Below are 14,914 nucleotides of genomic sequence, written 5' to 3' on the forward strand. Positions count from 1 at the left end.
TGTTTATCCTCGGATCGCCCAGAAGGCCAGGTTCAGCCCTGGGAACTGGCCGGCGATGTGGAACGCAAAGCCGCCGGAGTTGCTCAACTGCTGCCAGTGATCGCTGCCCCGGTCGAGCTCGTAGTAAGTGGAGCCGGCGTGGTACGGCAGCTGCCGTGGCGCCACCGGCAGCGGCAGCAGGCCAATGCCCGGCAGTTGCAGGTTGACCAGGTCGCGGATGTGCTCCACCGAACCGACCTTGCTCTGCTGGCCGAAGCGGCCGCGCAGGGTCTCGGCCGGCACGTCGGCGCGCACCACCAGGATGAAGCTGGCGCTGTCGAGCAGGGTCTTGTCGGCCAGCATCGCCACGTGGATGCCGTAGGCTTTCTCGACAATCGGAATCGGTGTCGCCTTGCTGTCGATCAGCATCGACAGGGCTTCGCGCAGGGCCTGCATCACGGGCGCGTAGCTGAGCGCCAGGTCATCGTGCTGGTAAGGCGGGTATTGCTGCGGTCGTCGCCCGGACGCGGTGAACGTGGAGAACTCCCCGGCCAGGCTCACCAGCTCGCTGTAGAGACGCTCGGGATGCAGCGGGCTCAACTGGCTCAGGTGCTGGATCAGCGGCTGGGCGCGGTTGACCAGTTGCAACAGCATGAAATCGGCAATTTCCGAGGCGCCACCGGCGCCGGACGCCACCACCCGCCCGGCCAGGGCTTCGCCGCGTTGATGCAGCAGGCCCAGCAGTTCACTGCGGAACGCCGCCAGCGGCTTGGAGGCGATCACATCCAGCAGCGGCGGGATGTAGGCATCGTCGAGCACCAACGCACGGTCGGCGCGTTTTTCCTTGATGCGCACCACGCCGATGGCGGCGTAGTCGCCGATGCCATCCTGTTCGGTCAACAACCGCAGCGCCCGCGAGCCGAGGGCCACCGGTGCGCGGTTTTCGAACGGTGCGTTGTCGTCGCGCACTTCGCACACCTGGCTCACATAACGCGCAGCGCCGAGGTCTTCACCTTCGTCCACGGTGTCCCGGGCGCCGGCGCGCTTGAGCGGCAGGGCCAGGTACACCAGGCCATCGCGCAGGTTGTCGTCGACGTTCAATGGGATCGGCGCCAGGTCGTCCTGGGGAATGTTGAAGGGCGTACCGTCTGGCAACAGGCCGCGCGCCGAGATGATCGCCAGCTTGCCCTGGGCCAGCAGGCCCTGGTCGATCAGCAATTCGGAAAAACCCCAGGCGCCGGCCGACAACGGGCGGCTGCGTGCGTCGATGAGGTTTTCCAGGTAACGGTCATGCTGTTGGAAGTGCTGCGTTCCAATGAACATGCCTTCCGACCAGACCACGCGATTGTTCCAGGACATGGGGGCTCCGATTGCTTATTGGGCAGGGCTGGATGGGGGGACGACGACGGCGCTGCGCACGGCGCGCACATCGAGGCTGATCTGGTATTCGGTGTATTCGCGCGCCGGGACATTCATCACCGTGCGCCACAGCGACTGGTCCAGCTCGCGATAGCCCACCAGTATTCCGATGTGCCGCGTGGCCGGGTCGAGGTCGCGTTGCAGGCTCAGTTGCTGGCCGGGCTGGACCAGCACTTCGTCCTGGTCGATCAGGTCGGCGCCCAGCGTGGCCTGGGCCCGTTCGGCCAGGGCGAAATAATCGGCACGACCGAAGGTCGCGGCATTTTTCAGTTCGAAAATGCGCACCCGGACCGGGGCCGGCTGGCCGGTGGCGCCGGGGTTGAGGCCGGCAATGGCGTGAAAGTGCAGCTCGATGGCGGCGGTGTCGGCCTCAGCTTCTTCGGGCTGGGGGTTGGCCGCATCCTTGGCGCACGCCGTCAGCAGAAGCACGGTGGCGACTGCGAGTAAAAACCTGGGAATCATCCTGCGTCCTCAATGACGTTTGAGCTATCCGTTGTGTGCCGATCAATCTTGTTATGGGACGGCGCCGCTTAGCGGCGTCGCTGTCGCGTACTGTGTTCTTCGTAGGCGCGGCTGAACTCGCGACCGAACAGGTCCTGGAAATCTTCCTGGGCCTCCCGGGAAATGTTGCCGTAGAGCTCGGTGAACTGCTGCCAGTACTGGGCCTGTCGCGAGCCGCTGAAAATACCCGAGAGCCCACCGGGCTTGGCCATGCGCTCTTCCAGTTGCGCCGGCTCGAAGCGCGTCAGCAAATGCTTGATGGCCGCTTCCACACCGGCCATCACCGCCAGTTGGTGGGCCCGCAAGTCATCGAAACTGTCACGCACCGCCGCGTCCGGGGCCATGAACGCCTGATTGCCGTGGCGCAACAGCAACAGCAAGGCTTCATCCACGTTGGGGGCGAATTTCAGCGGGTTGTTTTCCACCGGCTGGATCATCGTCTGCTGGATACGGAACTCACCCTTGAGGCTGCTGCGGGCGCGCAAGACATCGATCAGGCCTTCGACCATCAACCGGTAACTGCGCCCGATGCTTTCCATCTGTGCTTCGGCGTTGGCCTTGTCCAGGCGCAACTGGTCCAGCCCGGCACCGCGCAGGAACGCTTGCAGCAAGTCGGGTTGGTTGGCCTCGACCGGGGCGACTGGCACAACCGGAGCAACTGGAGCAACTGGAGCAACTGGAGCAACTGGAGCAACTGGAGCTGCGACCGGGGGCTCGACGCGGGTGACCGACGCTTCAGGCACGGGCGCCGGCGGCGGTGCACTGATCTCAGCAAAGATGTCGACGAGCAGAGCCTGCGGGGCTGGCGTCGCGACCGGCTCAACCACCGGCGGTAGCGGCACAGGCGGCGGGGTCACGGGCAGCGGGGCCACCGCCACTGGCGCGGGCTTGTCGCTGAACGGGTCCCAGTCATCCGGAATCACCGAGGCAGACGGCGGTATCACGGGTTCGGCCACGGGCGGCGGGCTCGGCCGGGGAATCGGCGTCGGCGGGCGGAAGTTGTGCTGCTCGGCCGGCACATGGTCAGGCTGAGTGGCCGGCGGGACACTGGTTGGGGTCAAGAAATCGAACAGGTCCGGCAGGGTGTCCATGGCCGACCCGCCCTGGAAATGCGCAGGCGCAGACACTTGAATCGGCGATGGCGTATGAAGCGGCGACGGTGTATGCGCCGCGGCGCCCTGGCGCCCCATCAAGGCCTCGAAACTGCTGGGCGATTCGGCGAACGGGTTGCTGTCGGTGACTGGCAGGCTGAAATCGACGCGCGCCTGGATCTCATAATCACCGATGCGGATCACTTCGCCGTCTTGCAGGGGTTCGCTGTTGCCCTTGCGCAGGCGAACACCGGCCTTGACCAATTCCACACCATTAGTACTGTTATCAGTTAAATAATAACGCCCTTCTTTGTATTGGATGACGCAATGTTTGCCGGAAACCAGGCGCTCAGGGTCCGGCAATACCCAGTCATTATCGGAATTACGGCCAATTGCCATCACTCCCTGATCCATGGACTTTTCAGAACACTGGCCTGGGGTGATCTTGTGATAACTAGTGATAGTCAAACACAGCGGCATCTTGCCTCCTTGCTGAATACTTCGCGCGCGGGCGGGGGAGTGAGGATTCGAGCCCTGACTACCCGCCGGCAACCTTTACCAACAACCGTGAAACGGCTTTTTGCCAGCATGATTGCTGATCATAACCGGCTTGCGTGACAAAAACCCCACGTCAGTTGCCGCTTCGACCGATGGGTCGGGCAGGCTGTTAAGCCCATCACAACTGTTACAGAGGGGATACATTGGTGAAATAGCTTACCTTGACAAGCGATAAGTACTACACCAAAAATGCACAACTTCTTGAATATACATGATGGCACTTTAAGATCAGTGCAAGTCTAAAGGGCCATTACCGTCAAGGAACATGTGAGATTCATCCGAAACTTGCGTGTGAACTGCCCGACTTTCTTCAGCGGGTGATAGGGAGATCGATCCAAGTGGATGTGCCTTTGTTGCTCGCCGCCGTTTCCGCGACTTCGCCTTGCGGTGAAGATCTGGAATATGACGCGGATTTCTTGCGCCTGGAACGCGACTCCCGGGGTCAGCCCGAACGCAGCATGGGCGATTCGATCCTGCCTGCCGAACCTCCTGAGTGGCGCAGTATCCAGCAGCAGAGCCTGGACTTGCTGCAACGCAGCAAAGACCTGCGCATCACTCATTTCCTGTTGCAAAGCTCCCTGGCCCTCGAAGGCCTGCCGGGCATGGCCCGTGTGCTGACGCTGATCAGCGAACTGCTCAAGCAATACTGGGCCGAGTTGCATCCGCGCCTGGACGCCGATGACGACAACGATCCCACTGTGCGCATCAATGCCCTCGCCGGCCTGACGTCCGACATCACCATTCGCTTGCTGCGCGAGAGCATCCTGGCCCGTTCGCGGACCTTCGGTGCCGTCAGCCTGCGCGCCGCCGCCAACGCCAGCGGCCTGCAAAGTTTCCCGGATGAAAACCTCGGCGCCGAACAGCTCGCCGGGGCCCTGCTCGACAGCGACCCCGAGCAGTTGGAAATCACCCGTGCCGCCCTGCTGGAAGCCCGCAGCGCCGCCGAAGCCATCGAACAACAGGTCAGTGACCAGGTCGGTTCCGCCCAAGGCGTGGACCTTGGCCCGCTGAAGCAACCGCTGAAGATGGCCCTGCAGATTCTCGGCCAGTTCGCCCCGCAGAGCGGCGACAGCGCCCTGTCCGATCCGGTCAGCGACGACAGCGCCGCGCCAACTGAATATGCCAGCGCGCCAAGCACACCGCGCAACACCAGCACGAGCACCGTCAGCGGCGAAATCAACAACCGCGACGACGTGCTGCGCAGCCTGGATCGGATTCTCGCTTACTACACCCGTCATGAGCCCTCCAGCCCGCTGCCGGTGCTGTTGAACCGGGCCAAGAATCTGGTGCACGCCGACTTCGCGGCCATCGTGCGCAACCTGATTCCCGACGGCATGAGTCAATTTGAAAACCTGCGCGGCCCAGACAGCGAATAAAAGCGAACGGATCACGCAGTCACGTCACCGGTACCCCCGATGACGCCAACACCGTCGCTCAAGCGACCAGGAGCAGCAACGTGGCGAAGCAAAGTTCTCAGAAATTCATCGCGCGCAACCGCGCGCCTCGAGTGCAGATCGAGTACGACGTCGAGCTCTACGGCGCCGAGAAAAAGGTCCAGTTGCCCTTCGTCATGGGCGTGATGGCCGACCTCGCCGGCAAGCCCGCCGAGCCTCTGGCAGCGGTGGCTGATCGCAAGTTCCTCGAGATCGACGTCGACAACTTCGACTCGCGCCTCAAGGCCATGCAGCCGCGCGTGGCGTTCCATGTGCCTAACGAACTGACCGGCGAAGGCAACCTGAGCCTGGACCTGACGTTCGAAAGCATGGACGACTTCAGCCCGGCGGCCGTGGCCCGCAAGGTCGACTCGCTGAACAAACTGCTCGAAGCGCGCACCCAATTGGCCAACCTGCTGACCTACATGGACGGCAAGACCGGCGCCGAAGAAATCATCATGAAGGCGATCAAGGACCCAGCGCTGTTGCAGGCCCTGGCGAGCGCGCCGAAGCCAGCACAGGACCAATGATCATGACTGACAATACAGCTCGCGAAGGCGTGCAAAACCTGGGCGCAACCGAAGAAACCAGCGAGTTCGCGTCCCTGCTGCTGCAAGAATTCAAACCCAAGACCGAGCGCGCCCGCGAAGCCGTCGAAACGGCCGTACGCACCCTGGCCGAACAGGCCCTGGCGCAGACCGACCTGGTGTCCAACGACGCCATCAAGTCGATCGAATCGATCATCGCCGCCATCGACGCCAAGCTCACCGCCCAGGTCAACCAGGTCATCCACCACCCCGACTTCCAGCAACTGGAAAGCGCCTGGCGTGGCCTGCACTACCTGGTCAACAACACCGAGTCCGATGAGCAGCTCAAGATCCGTGTGCTCAACATCTCCAAGACCGACCTGCACAAGACCCTGAAGAAATTCAAGGGCACCGCGTGGGACCAGAGCCCGATCTTCAAGAAGATGTACGAAGAAGAATACGGCCAGTTCGGCGGCGAGCCTTACGGCTGCCTGGTAGGCGACTACTACTTCGACCAGTCGCCACCGGATGTCGAGCTGCTGGGCGAACTGTCGAAAGTCTGCGCGGCCATGCACTCCCCGTTCATCGCTGCGGCATCGCCGACCGTGATGGGCATGGGCTCGTGGCAGGAACTGTCGAACCCGCGCGACCTGACCAAGATCTTCACCACCCCGGAATACGCCGGCTGGCGTTCGCTGCGTGAGTCGGAAGACTCGCGCTACATCGGCCTGACCATGCCACGCTTCCTGGCGCGCCTGCCATACGGCGCCAAGACCGACCCAGTGGAAGCCTTCGCCTTCGAAGAAAACACCGACGGTGCCGACAGCTCCAAGTACACCTGGGCCAACGCCGCTTACGCGATGGCGGTTAACATCAACCGTTCGTTCAAACACTTCGGCTGGTGCTCGCGCATCCGTGGCGTGGAGTCCGGCGGTGAAGTGGAAAACCTGCCAGCCCACACGTTCCCGACCGACGACGGTGGCGTGGACATGAAGTGCCCAACCGAAATCGCCATCTCGGACCGCCGTGAAGCGGAGCTGGCGAAGAACGGTTTCATGCCGCTGCTGCACAAGAAAAACACCGACTTCGCCGCGTTCATCGGCGCCCAGTCGTTGCAGAAACCGGCCGAATACGACGACCCGGACGCCACCGCCAACGCCAACCTGGCCGCGCGCCTGCCGTACCTGTTCGCCACTTGCCGTTTCGCCCATTACCTCAAGTGCATCGTGCGCGACAAGATCGGTTCCTTCAAAGAGAAGGACGAGATGCAGCGCTGGTTGCAGGACTGGATCCTCAACTACGTCGACGGTGACCCGGCGCACTCCACCGAGACCACCAAGGCCCAGCACCCGTTGGCTGCAGCCGAAGTGATCGTCGAAGAAGTCGAAGGCAACCCGGGGTACTACAACTCCAAGTTCTACCTGCGCCCGCACTATCAGCTCGAAGGGCTGACCGTGTCGCTGCGCCTGGTATCGAAACTGCCTTCGGCCAAGGGCGCGTAAAAAGATTTACTGAACGGTGCAAGGCCAATGTGGGAGCGAGCTCGCTCGCGATGGCGGTGGATCAGTTGTCATGCGTATGTCTGACACTCCGCTATCGCGAGCAAGCTCGCTCCCACAGGCGATCTCCGGTGGGTTGGAGATCATCGGATCCGTTCGGCACACGCAATTTCGCAAGGTCAGCGTCAACCAAACAACGTGGTAGAGACCACACAGGGAGAAAACATGGCTGTTGATATTTTCATCAAGATTGGCGACATCAAGGGCGAGTCCATGGACAAGGCCCACAAGGACGAGATCGATGTCCTGAACTGGAGCTGGGGCATGTCCCAGTCCGGCAACATGCACGTGGGCAGCGGCGGTGGTGCGGGCAAGGTCAACGTCCAGGACCTGTCCCTGACCAAGTACGTCGACAAGGCGTCGCCGAACCTGATGATGCACTGCGCCAGCGGCAAGCACATCGACAAGGTCAAGCTGACCGTGCGCAAGGCCGGCGGTGAAAGCCAGGTCGAGTACATGATCATCAACCTGGAAGAAGTGCTGGTTACGTCCCTGAGCACCGGCGGCTCGGGCGGTGATGATCGCCTGACCGAAAACGTCACCCTGAACTTCGCCAAGGTGCTAGTGGACTACCAACCACAGAAAGCCGACGGCACCAAGGAAGGCGGTCCGGTCAAGTTCGGCTGGAACATTCGTCAGAACGTCAAGGTGTAATCGAACACGCCCCCGGTGCCACGCGCCGGGGGTGTTTGGTGCTTGCTCGCAACCAATCCTTTCCCTTCCGGTGTCTGAGCCATGGCCAAGCCTTCGTTTATCAATTTGTGGAAAGCCTATTCCGATTTGCTGGTGACCTATCCCGACGCGAAACCTTGCGACGGTCCTTGGGCAAACCAATGCGCGATTCGCATGAGCATCACGCTCAATACCGAGCTGACCGTCAAAGTCAACAAGTCCACCTACACCGAACCCAAGTGCGCCCATGGGCATGCACGAGGGGCCGAGTCATTGGCAAATTGGCTGTGGAAACATCATCTGGGTCGCCCGTTGATCCTCGGTGGAACTGCCGCGGACCGACGCAAGCTGCAAGACAAGACCGGCCTGATTTTCTTCAAGGATTGTTTCCAGCAAGTGGGAGAGGCCTCGGAAGGTCGCACCGGCGATCATATCGACCTCTGGAACCGTGGCCTAACCCTCGGGTATGACGATCCGGGCTATCGATCCCGAGCGATCTGGTTCTGGGAACTCGTATGATCAAGACTCACTGCGCGATATGGGTAGGCTGCCTGTTGACCAGCCTGACCGCCTGTGCCCAACAGCAATCCCCGTCGACAACGGCCTCCGTAGCGGTAGAGCAGGTCGTCTCGATGGGCGGGCAAACGTTGAGGCTGGAAAACGACCAGGCGCGCTGCGTGTTGCGCAAGCCCGACCAGACCCTGATGCCACTCGACTTGGCTTGGCCCTGCCAGTTCACGGTCGATCGACAAGGCAAACCCCACGTCGAGACCTTCGGTAGGGTGCCTATTGTCATCGTTGTCCACGTATCTGCTGGCCCCCATAACAATCAGGAATGTCGCTCCGAGTACCGCGCCGTACGCCAGATCAATGGGCAGCTCGAACCCTCGGTTATCGCGCGCAACGCCAGTTGCATGCGCGGCACAGGTGACCAGAAGAATTACACAGGCCTTTTCACTTGGTAACCGAAATCGCCACCCGTGATCGCCTCCAACCCTCCCTATTGGACCGGTTGACCGACGACGATCCGACCAACCCGAAGGAAAGCGCCGATAAGCGCGTGCTCTCCTTGACCCAATTAAAAGCCTCGGTGCTGCGTGACCTGGCGTGGCTGCTCAACACCACGTCATTGCTCAGCGCCGATGCCACGCTGCATACCCCGGCGGGCACCTCGGTGGTGAATTTCGGCCTGCCGGCACTGGCCGGCAACAGCGCGTCGAACGTCGATGTCTCGGCCCTGGAAACCTTGATCCACCAGGCCATTGCCACCTTCGAACCGCGCATCCTGCGGCACAGCTTGCGAGTGCGGGCCCGGGCGACGGCCGAGATGAACCACAACGCGTTGAGTTTCGAGATCGAAGGCGATCTCTGGGCCCAGCCGGTGCCGCTGCGCCTGATGCTGCAAACCGACCTGGACCTGGAAACCGGCCATGTGCGCGTGGTCAACGCCGACCAGCGGAGACGCCCATGAACCCGCGCCTGCTGGAGCTGTACAACCAGGAACTGCACCACGTGCGCGAAAGCGCGGCGGAGTTCGCCAAGGAATACCCGAAGATCGCCAGTCGGCTGACGTTGTCCGGCATGGACTGCGCCGACCCGTATGTCGAGCGCCTGCTGGAGGGCTTCGCCTACCTGACGGCGCGGGTGCAGCTCAAGCTCGACGCCGAGTACCCGACCTTCACCCACAACCTGCTGGAAATCGCCTACCCGCATTACCTGGCGCCAACGCCGTCGATGACCGTGGTGCAATTGCAGGCCGACCCGGACGAAGGCTCGCTGAGCAGTGGTTTCCCGCTGCCGCGCGATACCGTCCTGCGTGCCGCCCTGGGGCGTGAAACCCAGACCTGCTGCGAGTACCGCACCGCCCACGCGGTGACGTTGTGGCCGTTGCAGGTCAGCCAGGCCGAATACTTCGGCAACCCGTCCGCCGTGCTCGGACGCCTGGCCGCCAGCGAGCCGAAAGCCAAGGCCGGCCTGCGCCTGACCCTGCGCACCGGTGCCGAACTGCCGTTCAACAGCCTGGCCCTGGACAACCTGCCGCTGTACTTGAGCGGTGCCGACGAACAGCCTTTCCGCCTCTACGAACAATTGCTGGGCAACGCCTGCGCAGTGTTCGCCCGCAAGCCCGGCGGCAACTGGGTGGAGCGGCTGCCGCAGGATGCGTTGCGCTCGCGCGGCTTCGACGATGCCGACGCCGCGCTGCCGGTGGTGCCGCGTGCCTTCCAGGGCTATCGCCTGTTGCAGGAATACTTCGCCCTGCCCCACCGCTTCCTGTTCGTCGACTTCACCCAGCTGAGCCGCGCGGTCAAGCGTTGCGACGGCCAGGAACTGGAGCTGATCGTGCTGTTCGACCGTCACGATCCGAGCCTGGAAGGCAGCGTCGGCGCTTCGCAGTTCCTGCCGTTCTGCACCCCGGCCATCAACCTGTTCCCCAAGCGCCTGGATCGCATTCACTTATCGGATCGGGTCAACGAACACCACGTGATCGCCGACCGTACCCGGCCGATGGATTTCGAAGTGCATTCGCTGAACGGCCTCACCGGCCACGGCACCGGGCCGGAGCAGCCGTTCCTGCCGTTCTACGCCGTGCGCGATCCGTCTCGTTATGGCCGCGACCAGGCCTATTACACGGTGCGGCGCGAACCGCGCGTGTTGTCCAGCGACCAGCGGCGCAACGGCCCGCGCTCGACCTACATCGGCAGCGAAACCTTCGTCAGCCTGGTGGACAGCCAGCAAGCGCCCTATCGCCACGACCTGCGCCAACTGGGCGTGACCGCGCTGTGCACCAACCGCGACCTGCCGCTGTTCATGGGCGTGGGCAACGGCAAGACCGACTTCACCCTCGCCGACAGTGCGCCGGTTGGCGCGGTGCGCTGCGTGGCAGGTCCGAGTCGCCCACGGGCCAGCCATGCCCACGACGCCAAGGCCTGGCGGCTGATCAGCCAGTTGTCGCTGAACTACTTGTCGTTGAGCGAACAGGGCCAAGGCGCGGCCGCCCTGCGCGAACTGCTGCGCCTGTACGGCGATAGCAATGACGCGGCGCTGCAATTGCAGATCGAAGGCCTGCGCGAAGTCAGCAGCAAAGCCTGCACCCGGCGCTTGCCGATGCCCGGCCCGATCGTGTTTGGTCGTGGCCTGGAAATCACCCTGGAATTCGATGAAAACGCGTTTCGCGGCACCGGGGTGTTCCTGCTCGGCGCGGTGTTCGAACGCTTCCTGGCACGCTACGTGTCGATCAACAGTTTTACCGAGACGGTGATCCGTACCACCGAACGCGGCGAGATCATGCGATGGAAAGCCAAGCCCGGACGTCGTCCGACCCTGTGAGTACCCTGGAGGCGATGCACCAGGAACCCTGGGAATACGATTTCTTCCAGGCGTTGCGGCGCATCGAGTGCGAATCCCCCGAGCTGCCGCGCCTGGGCCATTCCCTGCGCCTGGCCGATGACCCGCTGCGCCTCGGGCAACGGGCCGACTGCACCTTCGCCCCGGCCACCCTCGCCTCGGTGCAACCGGGCAGCGACGGTGCGCCGGCACGCCTGGAGCAATTTTTCTTCGGCCTCGGCGGCCCCAACGGCCCGATGCCGCTGCACATCACCGAATACGTGCGCGAACGCCAGCGCAACAACGCCGACAGCACCAGCAAGCGCTTCCTCGATGTGTTTCACCATCGCCTGCTCAGCCTGTTTTATCGGGCCTGGGCCGAAGCGCGGCCAACGGTCAGCCACGACCGCCCGGACGATGACTATTGGTCGGCGCGCCTGGCCGCACTCAGCGGCCGGGGCATGCCGAGCCTGCTCAACCAGGGGCTGATCCCCGACACGGCGAAGCTGCACTACAGTGGCCACCTGGCGGCACAAACCCGCTACCCGGACGGTTTGAAGGCAATTCTCGGCGAGTACTTCGGCCTGCCGGTGGAGATCGAAGAATACGTCGGCCAATGGCTGGAACTGCCTGAACGCAGCCGAATCGGTGTCAACGCCCAACTGGGCGTGGACTTCTGCCTGGGCCGCTTCGTGTGGGATCGCCAGCACAAATTCCGCATTCGCCTGGGGCCACTCAAGCTCGTTGACTACATGGGCATGCTGCCTGGCAGCCAACCGTTCAACGAGCTGGTGGCCTGGGTCGCCGAATACCTGGGCCATGAATTGGACTGGGACCTGAACCTGGTCCTGGAACAGCCCGAAGTCCCGGCACTGCAACTCAATGGGCGTTTCCGCCTGGGTTTCAACACCTGGCTGGGCCGCCCCGAAACAGATGCCAACGATTTAATACTGGCCCGGCATTACGCCGAACAGGCCAACACCTCACAGACCTCAAGGAGCCATGAGCATGGGTGAAATCAGTCGCGCCGCGTTGTTCGGCAAACTCAACAGCGTGGCCTACAAAGCCATCGAAGCCGCCACCGTGTTCTGCAAGTTGCGCGGTAACCCTTATGTGGAGCTGGCCCACTGGTTTCACCAGTTGCTGCAACTGCAGGATTCGGACCTGCACCGCATCATCCGCCAGTTCAACATCGAGCCAGCGCGCCTGGCCCGTGACCTCACCGAGGCATTGGACCGCCTGCCACGGGGTTCGACGTCGATCACCGACCTGTCGTCCCACGTGGAAGAAGCCGTGGAACGCGGCTGGGTCTACGGCAGCCTGATGTTCGGCGAAAGCCAGGTGCGCACCGGTTACCTGGTGCTGGGCATCCTCAAGACCCCGAGCCTGCGCCACGCGCTGCTGGGCCTGTCGTCGGAGTTCGACAAGGTCAAGGTCGAAGCCCTGAGCGAACGGTTTGACGAATACGTCGGCGACTCGCCGGAAAACGCCCTGACCGCCAGCGACGGCTTCAATGCCGGTGCCGTGCCGGGCGAAGCCAGCGGCGCCATGGCCCCAGCCGCCATGGGCAAGCAGGAAGCCCTCAAGCGCTTTACCGTCGACCTCACCGAGCAGGCCCGCAGCGGCAAGCTCGACCCGATCGTCGGCCGTGACGAAGAGATCCGCCAACTGGTGGACATCCTCATGCGCCGCCGGCAGAACAACCCAATCCTTACCGGTGAAGCCGGCGTGGGCAAGACCGCCGTGGTCGAAGGCTTCGCCCTGCGCATCGTCGCCGGCGACGTACCGCCGGCCCTCAAGGACGTGGAACTGCGCAGCCTCGACGTAGGCCTGTTGCAGGCCGGCGCGAGCATGAAAGGCGAGTTCGAACAGCGCCTGCGCCAGGTCATCGAAGACGTCCAGGCCTCGCCCAAGCCGATCATCCTGTTCATCGACGAAGCCCACACCCTGGTGGGTGCCGGTGGCGCCGCCGGCACGGGCGACGCGGCCAACCTGCTCAAACCGGCGTTGGCCCGTGGCACCTTGCGCACCGTGGCCGCCACGACCTGGGCCGAGTACAAGAAGCACATCGAAAAAGACCCGGCCCTGACCCGCCGTTTCCAAGTGGTGCAAGTGGCCGAGCCGTCGGAAGACAAGGCCCTGCTGATGATGCGCGGCGTGGCCTCGACCATGGAAAAGCACCACCAGGTGCAGATCCTCGACGAAGCCCTGGAAGCCTCGGTCAAGCTGTCCCACCGCTACATTCCCGCACGCCAGCTGCCGGACAAATCCGTGAGTCTGCTGGACACCGCTTGCGCCCGCGTCGCCATCAGCCTGCACGCCGTACCGGCCGAAGTGGACGACAGCCGTCGGCGCATCGAAGCGCTGGAAACCGAGCTGCAAATCATCGCCCGTGAACACGCGATTGGCGTGGTCATCGGCACTCGCCAGACCCACAGCGAAAGCCTGCTGAGCGCCGAGCGTGAACGCCTGGCCGAACTGGAAGGCCGCTGGGCCGAAGAGAAAACCCTGGTGGACGAACTGCTCGCCACCCGCGCCACCCTGCGCGAGCGCGTTGGCGTGGTGGATAGCGAAGACAACAGCGAAGCTTCTGACAACGAAAGCCACCAACTGCGCGAGAAACTGGTGGACCTGCAACAGCGCCTGACCGCCCTGCAAGGCGAAACCCCGCTGATCCTGCCGACCGTGGATTACCAGGCCGTGGCCTCGGTGGTCGCCGACTGGACCGGTATCCCGGTGGGCCGCATGGCCCGCAACGAACTGGAAACCGTGCTCAACCTCGACCAGCACCTGAAGAAACGCATCATCGGCCAGGACCATGCCCTGCAGATGATCGCCAAGCGCATCCAGACCTCCCGCGCCGGCCTCGACAACCCGAGCAAGCCGATTGGTGTGTTCATGCTTGCCGGCACCTCCGGCGTGGGCAAGACCGAAACCGCCCTGGCCCTGGCCGAAGCCATGTACGGCGGCGAGCAGAACGTCATCACCATCAACATGAGCGAGTTCCAGGAAGCCCACACCGTGTCGACCCTCAAGGGCGCGCCACCGGGCTACATCGGTTATGGCGAAGGCGGCGTGCTGACCGAAGCCGTGCGGCGCAAACCGTACAGCGTGGTGTTGCTGGACGAGGTGGAAAAAGCCCACCCGGACGTGCATGAGATCTTCTTCCAGGTGTTCGACAAAGGCGTGATGGAGGACGGCGAAGGCCGGGTGATCGACTTCAAGAACACCTTGATCCTGCTGACCACCAACGCCGGCACCGAGTTGATTGCCCAGGTCTGCAAAGACCCGCAGAACGTGCCCGAGCCGGAAGAAATCGCCAAGGCCCTGCGCCAACCGCTGCTGGAGATTTTCCCGCCGGCCTTGCTGGGCCGCCTGGTGACGATCCCGTACTACCCGCTCAGCGACGAGATGCTCAAGGCCATCACCCGCCTGCAACTCAACCGCATCAAGAAGCGCGTGGAGAGCACCCACAAGGTCGCCTTCGACTACGACGACGCGGTGATCGATTTGATCGTTTCGCGTTGCACCGAAACCGAAAGCGGCGGGCGCATGATCGACACCATCCTGACCAACAGCCTGCTGCCGGACATGAGCCGCGAGTTCCTGACCCGCATGCTCGAAGGCAAGGCTTTGGCCGGAGTGCGAATCAGCGCCGTGGACAACGAATTGCAGTACGATTTCAGCGACGCGGCCTGACCTGAAGGAACACCGCACAACCCTGTGGGAGCGAGCTTGCTCGCGAATGCAATCTGTCAGTGCCATTGATGTTGCCTGACACACCGCCTTCGCGAGCAAGCTCGCTCCCACAGTGGTATTCGGTTCCGCCAGTTACTACAACCTGCACGAGA

The 14,914-nt window shown here is 63.0% G+C and carries 13 protein-coding genes; 10 read left to right on the forward strand and 3 right to left on the reverse strand.

Annotated elements, in window-relative coordinates; translation table 11 throughout:
* Positions 1–3: 3 nt before the first annotated feature.
* The 3 genes from tssK to tagH all read right to left on the reverse strand — a co-directional run bounded on the left by tssK (position 4) and on the right by tagH (position 3,470).
* Positions 4–1,338 carry a type VI secretion system baseplate subunit TssK gene (tssK, locus tag QMK47_RS00285; RefSeq protein WP_253470427.1) on the reverse strand — a complete coding sequence of 445 codons (1,335 nt, stop codon included), beginning with the start codon at positions 1,336–1,338 and terminating at the stop codon, positions 4–6.
* Between the two features lie 15 nt (positions 1,339–1,353).
* Complete coding sequence (tssJ, locus tag QMK47_RS00290; RefSeq protein WP_214510130.1) at positions 1,354–1,860, reverse strand: type VI secretion system lipoprotein TssJ; 507 nt, start codon at positions 1,858–1,860, stop codon at positions 1,354–1,356.
* Positions 1,861–1,928: 68 nt separating this feature from the next.
* Positions 1,929–3,470 carry a type VI secretion system-associated FHA domain protein TagH gene (tagH, locus tag QMK47_RS00295; protein ID WP_320389626.1) on the reverse strand — a complete coding sequence of 514 codons (1,542 nt, stop codon included), beginning with the start codon at positions 3,468–3,470 and terminating at the stop codon, positions 1,929–1,931.
* A gap of 416 nt (positions 3,471–3,886) precedes the next feature.
* On the opposite strand from tagH, the gene tssA reads away from it, so the two are divergent.
* The 10 genes from tssA (at position 3,887) to tssH (ending at position 14,762) form a co-directional block, all read left to right on the forward strand.
* Positions 3,887–4,924, forward strand: a complete 1,038-nt coding sequence (gene tssA, locus QMK47_RS00300; RefSeq protein WP_014340885.1) for a type VI secretion system protein TssA — start codon at positions 3,887–3,889, stop codon at positions 4,922–4,924.
* Between the two features lie 80 nt (positions 4,925–5,004).
* Positions 5,005–5,511, forward strand: a complete 507-nt coding sequence (gene tssB / locus QMK47_RS00305; protein ID WP_003206923.1) for a type VI secretion system contractile sheath small subunit — start codon at positions 5,005–5,007, stop codon at positions 5,509–5,511.
* A 2-nt stretch (positions 5,512–5,513) separates the two neighbouring features.
* A complete protein-coding gene (gene tssC / locus QMK47_RS00310) occupies positions 5,514–7,010 on the forward strand; it encodes a type VI secretion system contractile sheath large subunit (RefSeq protein WP_003206925.1) in 1,497 nt (498 codons plus the stop codon).
* A gap of 222 nt (positions 7,011–7,232) precedes the next feature.
* Positions 7,233–7,721, forward strand: a complete 489-nt coding sequence (locus QMK47_RS00315; RefSeq protein ID WP_003206927.1) for an Hcp family type VI secretion system effector — start codon at positions 7,233–7,235, stop codon at positions 7,719–7,721.
* 81 nt (positions 7,722–7,802) lie between these two features.
* Positions 7,803–8,258, forward strand: coding sequence for a type VI secretion system amidase effector protein Tae4 (locus tag QMK47_RS00320; RefSeq protein WP_253470431.1), 456 nt, complete (start codon positions 7,803–7,805; stop codon positions 8,256–8,258).
* Complete coding sequence (locus tag QMK47_RS00325) at positions 8,255–8,704, forward strand: hypothetical protein (protein ID WP_018611750.1); 450 nt, start codon at positions 8,255–8,257, stop codon at positions 8,702–8,704. The genes QMK47_RS00320 and QMK47_RS00325 overlap by 4 nt, the downstream gene beginning before the upstream one ends.
* The gene (gene tssE, locus QMK47_RS00330) at positions 8,698–9,210 is read left to right on the forward strand and encodes a type VI secretion system baseplate subunit TssE (RefSeq protein ID WP_024619036.1); all 513 of its coding nucleotides are present in this window, start codon (positions 8,698–8,700) and stop codon (positions 9,208–9,210) included. Before QMK47_RS00325 ends, tssE begins: the two co-directional genes overlap by 7 nt.
* On the forward strand, positions 9,207–11,066 hold the full coding sequence (tssF, locus tag QMK47_RS00335; RefSeq protein WP_253470433.1) for a type VI secretion system baseplate subunit TssF: 1,860 nt from the start codon (positions 9,207–9,209) through the stop codon (positions 11,064–11,066). The genes tssE and tssF overlap by 4 nt, the downstream gene beginning before the upstream one ends.
* Positions 11,030–12,079, forward strand: a complete 1,050-nt coding sequence (tssG, locus tag QMK47_RS00340; RefSeq protein ID WP_018611744.1) for a type VI secretion system baseplate subunit TssG — start codon at positions 11,030–11,032, stop codon at positions 12,077–12,079. The genes tssF and tssG overlap by 37 nt, the downstream gene beginning before the upstream one ends.
* Complete coding sequence (gene tssH, locus QMK47_RS00345; RefSeq protein ID WP_018611742.1) at positions 12,072–14,762, forward strand: type VI secretion system ATPase TssH; 2,691 nt, start codon at positions 12,072–12,074, stop codon at positions 14,760–14,762. The genes tssG and tssH overlap by 8 nt, the downstream gene beginning before the upstream one ends.
* The last annotated feature ends 152 nt before the right edge of the window (positions 14,763–14,914 follow it).

This window comes from Pseudomonas sp. P9_35, assembly GCF_034008205.1.
Lineage (GTDB): Bacteria > Pseudomonadota > Gammaproteobacteria > Pseudomonadales > Pseudomonadaceae > Aquipseudomonas > Aquipseudomonas kilonensis.

Excerpts from the sequence above, each read along its gene's own strand:
- tssK (WP_253470427.1), bottom strand. The coding sequence starts at position 1,338 with ATGTCCTGGAACAATCGCGTGGTCTGGTCGGAAGGCATGTTCATTGGA.
- tssJ (WP_214510130.1), bottom strand. The coding sequence starts at position 1,860 with ATGATTCCCAGGTTTTTACTCGCAGTCGCCACCGTGCTTCTGCTGACG.
- tagH (WP_320389626.1), bottom strand. The coding sequence starts at position 3,470 with ATGCCGCTGTGTTTGACTATCACTAGTTATCACAAGATCACCCCAGGC.
- tssC (WP_003206925.1), top strand. The coding sequence starts at position 5,514 with ATGACTGACAATACAGCTCGCGAAGGCGTGCAAAACCTGGGCGCAACC.
- QMK47_RS00315 (WP_003206927.1), top strand. The coding sequence starts at position 7,233 with ATGGCTGTTGATATTTTCATCAAGATTGGCGACATCAAGGGCGAGTCC.
- QMK47_RS00320 (WP_253470431.1), top strand. The coding sequence starts at position 7,803 with ATGGCCAAGCCTTCGTTTATCAATTTGTGGAAAGCCTATTCCGATTTG.
- QMK47_RS00325 (WP_018611750.1), top strand. The coding sequence starts at position 8,255 with ATGATCAAGACTCACTGCGCGATATGGGTAGGCTGCCTGTTGACCAGC.
- tssF (WP_253470433.1), top strand. The coding sequence starts at position 9,207 with ATGAACCCGCGCCTGCTGGAGCTGTACAACCAGGAACTGCACCACGTG.
- tssG (WP_018611744.1), top strand. The coding sequence starts at position 11,030 with ATGGAAAGCCAAGCCCGGACGTCGTCCGACCCTGTGAGTACCCTGGAG.
- tssH (WP_018611742.1), top strand. The coding sequence starts at position 12,072 with ATGGGTGAAATCAGTCGCGCCGCGTTGTTCGGCAAACTCAACAGCGTG.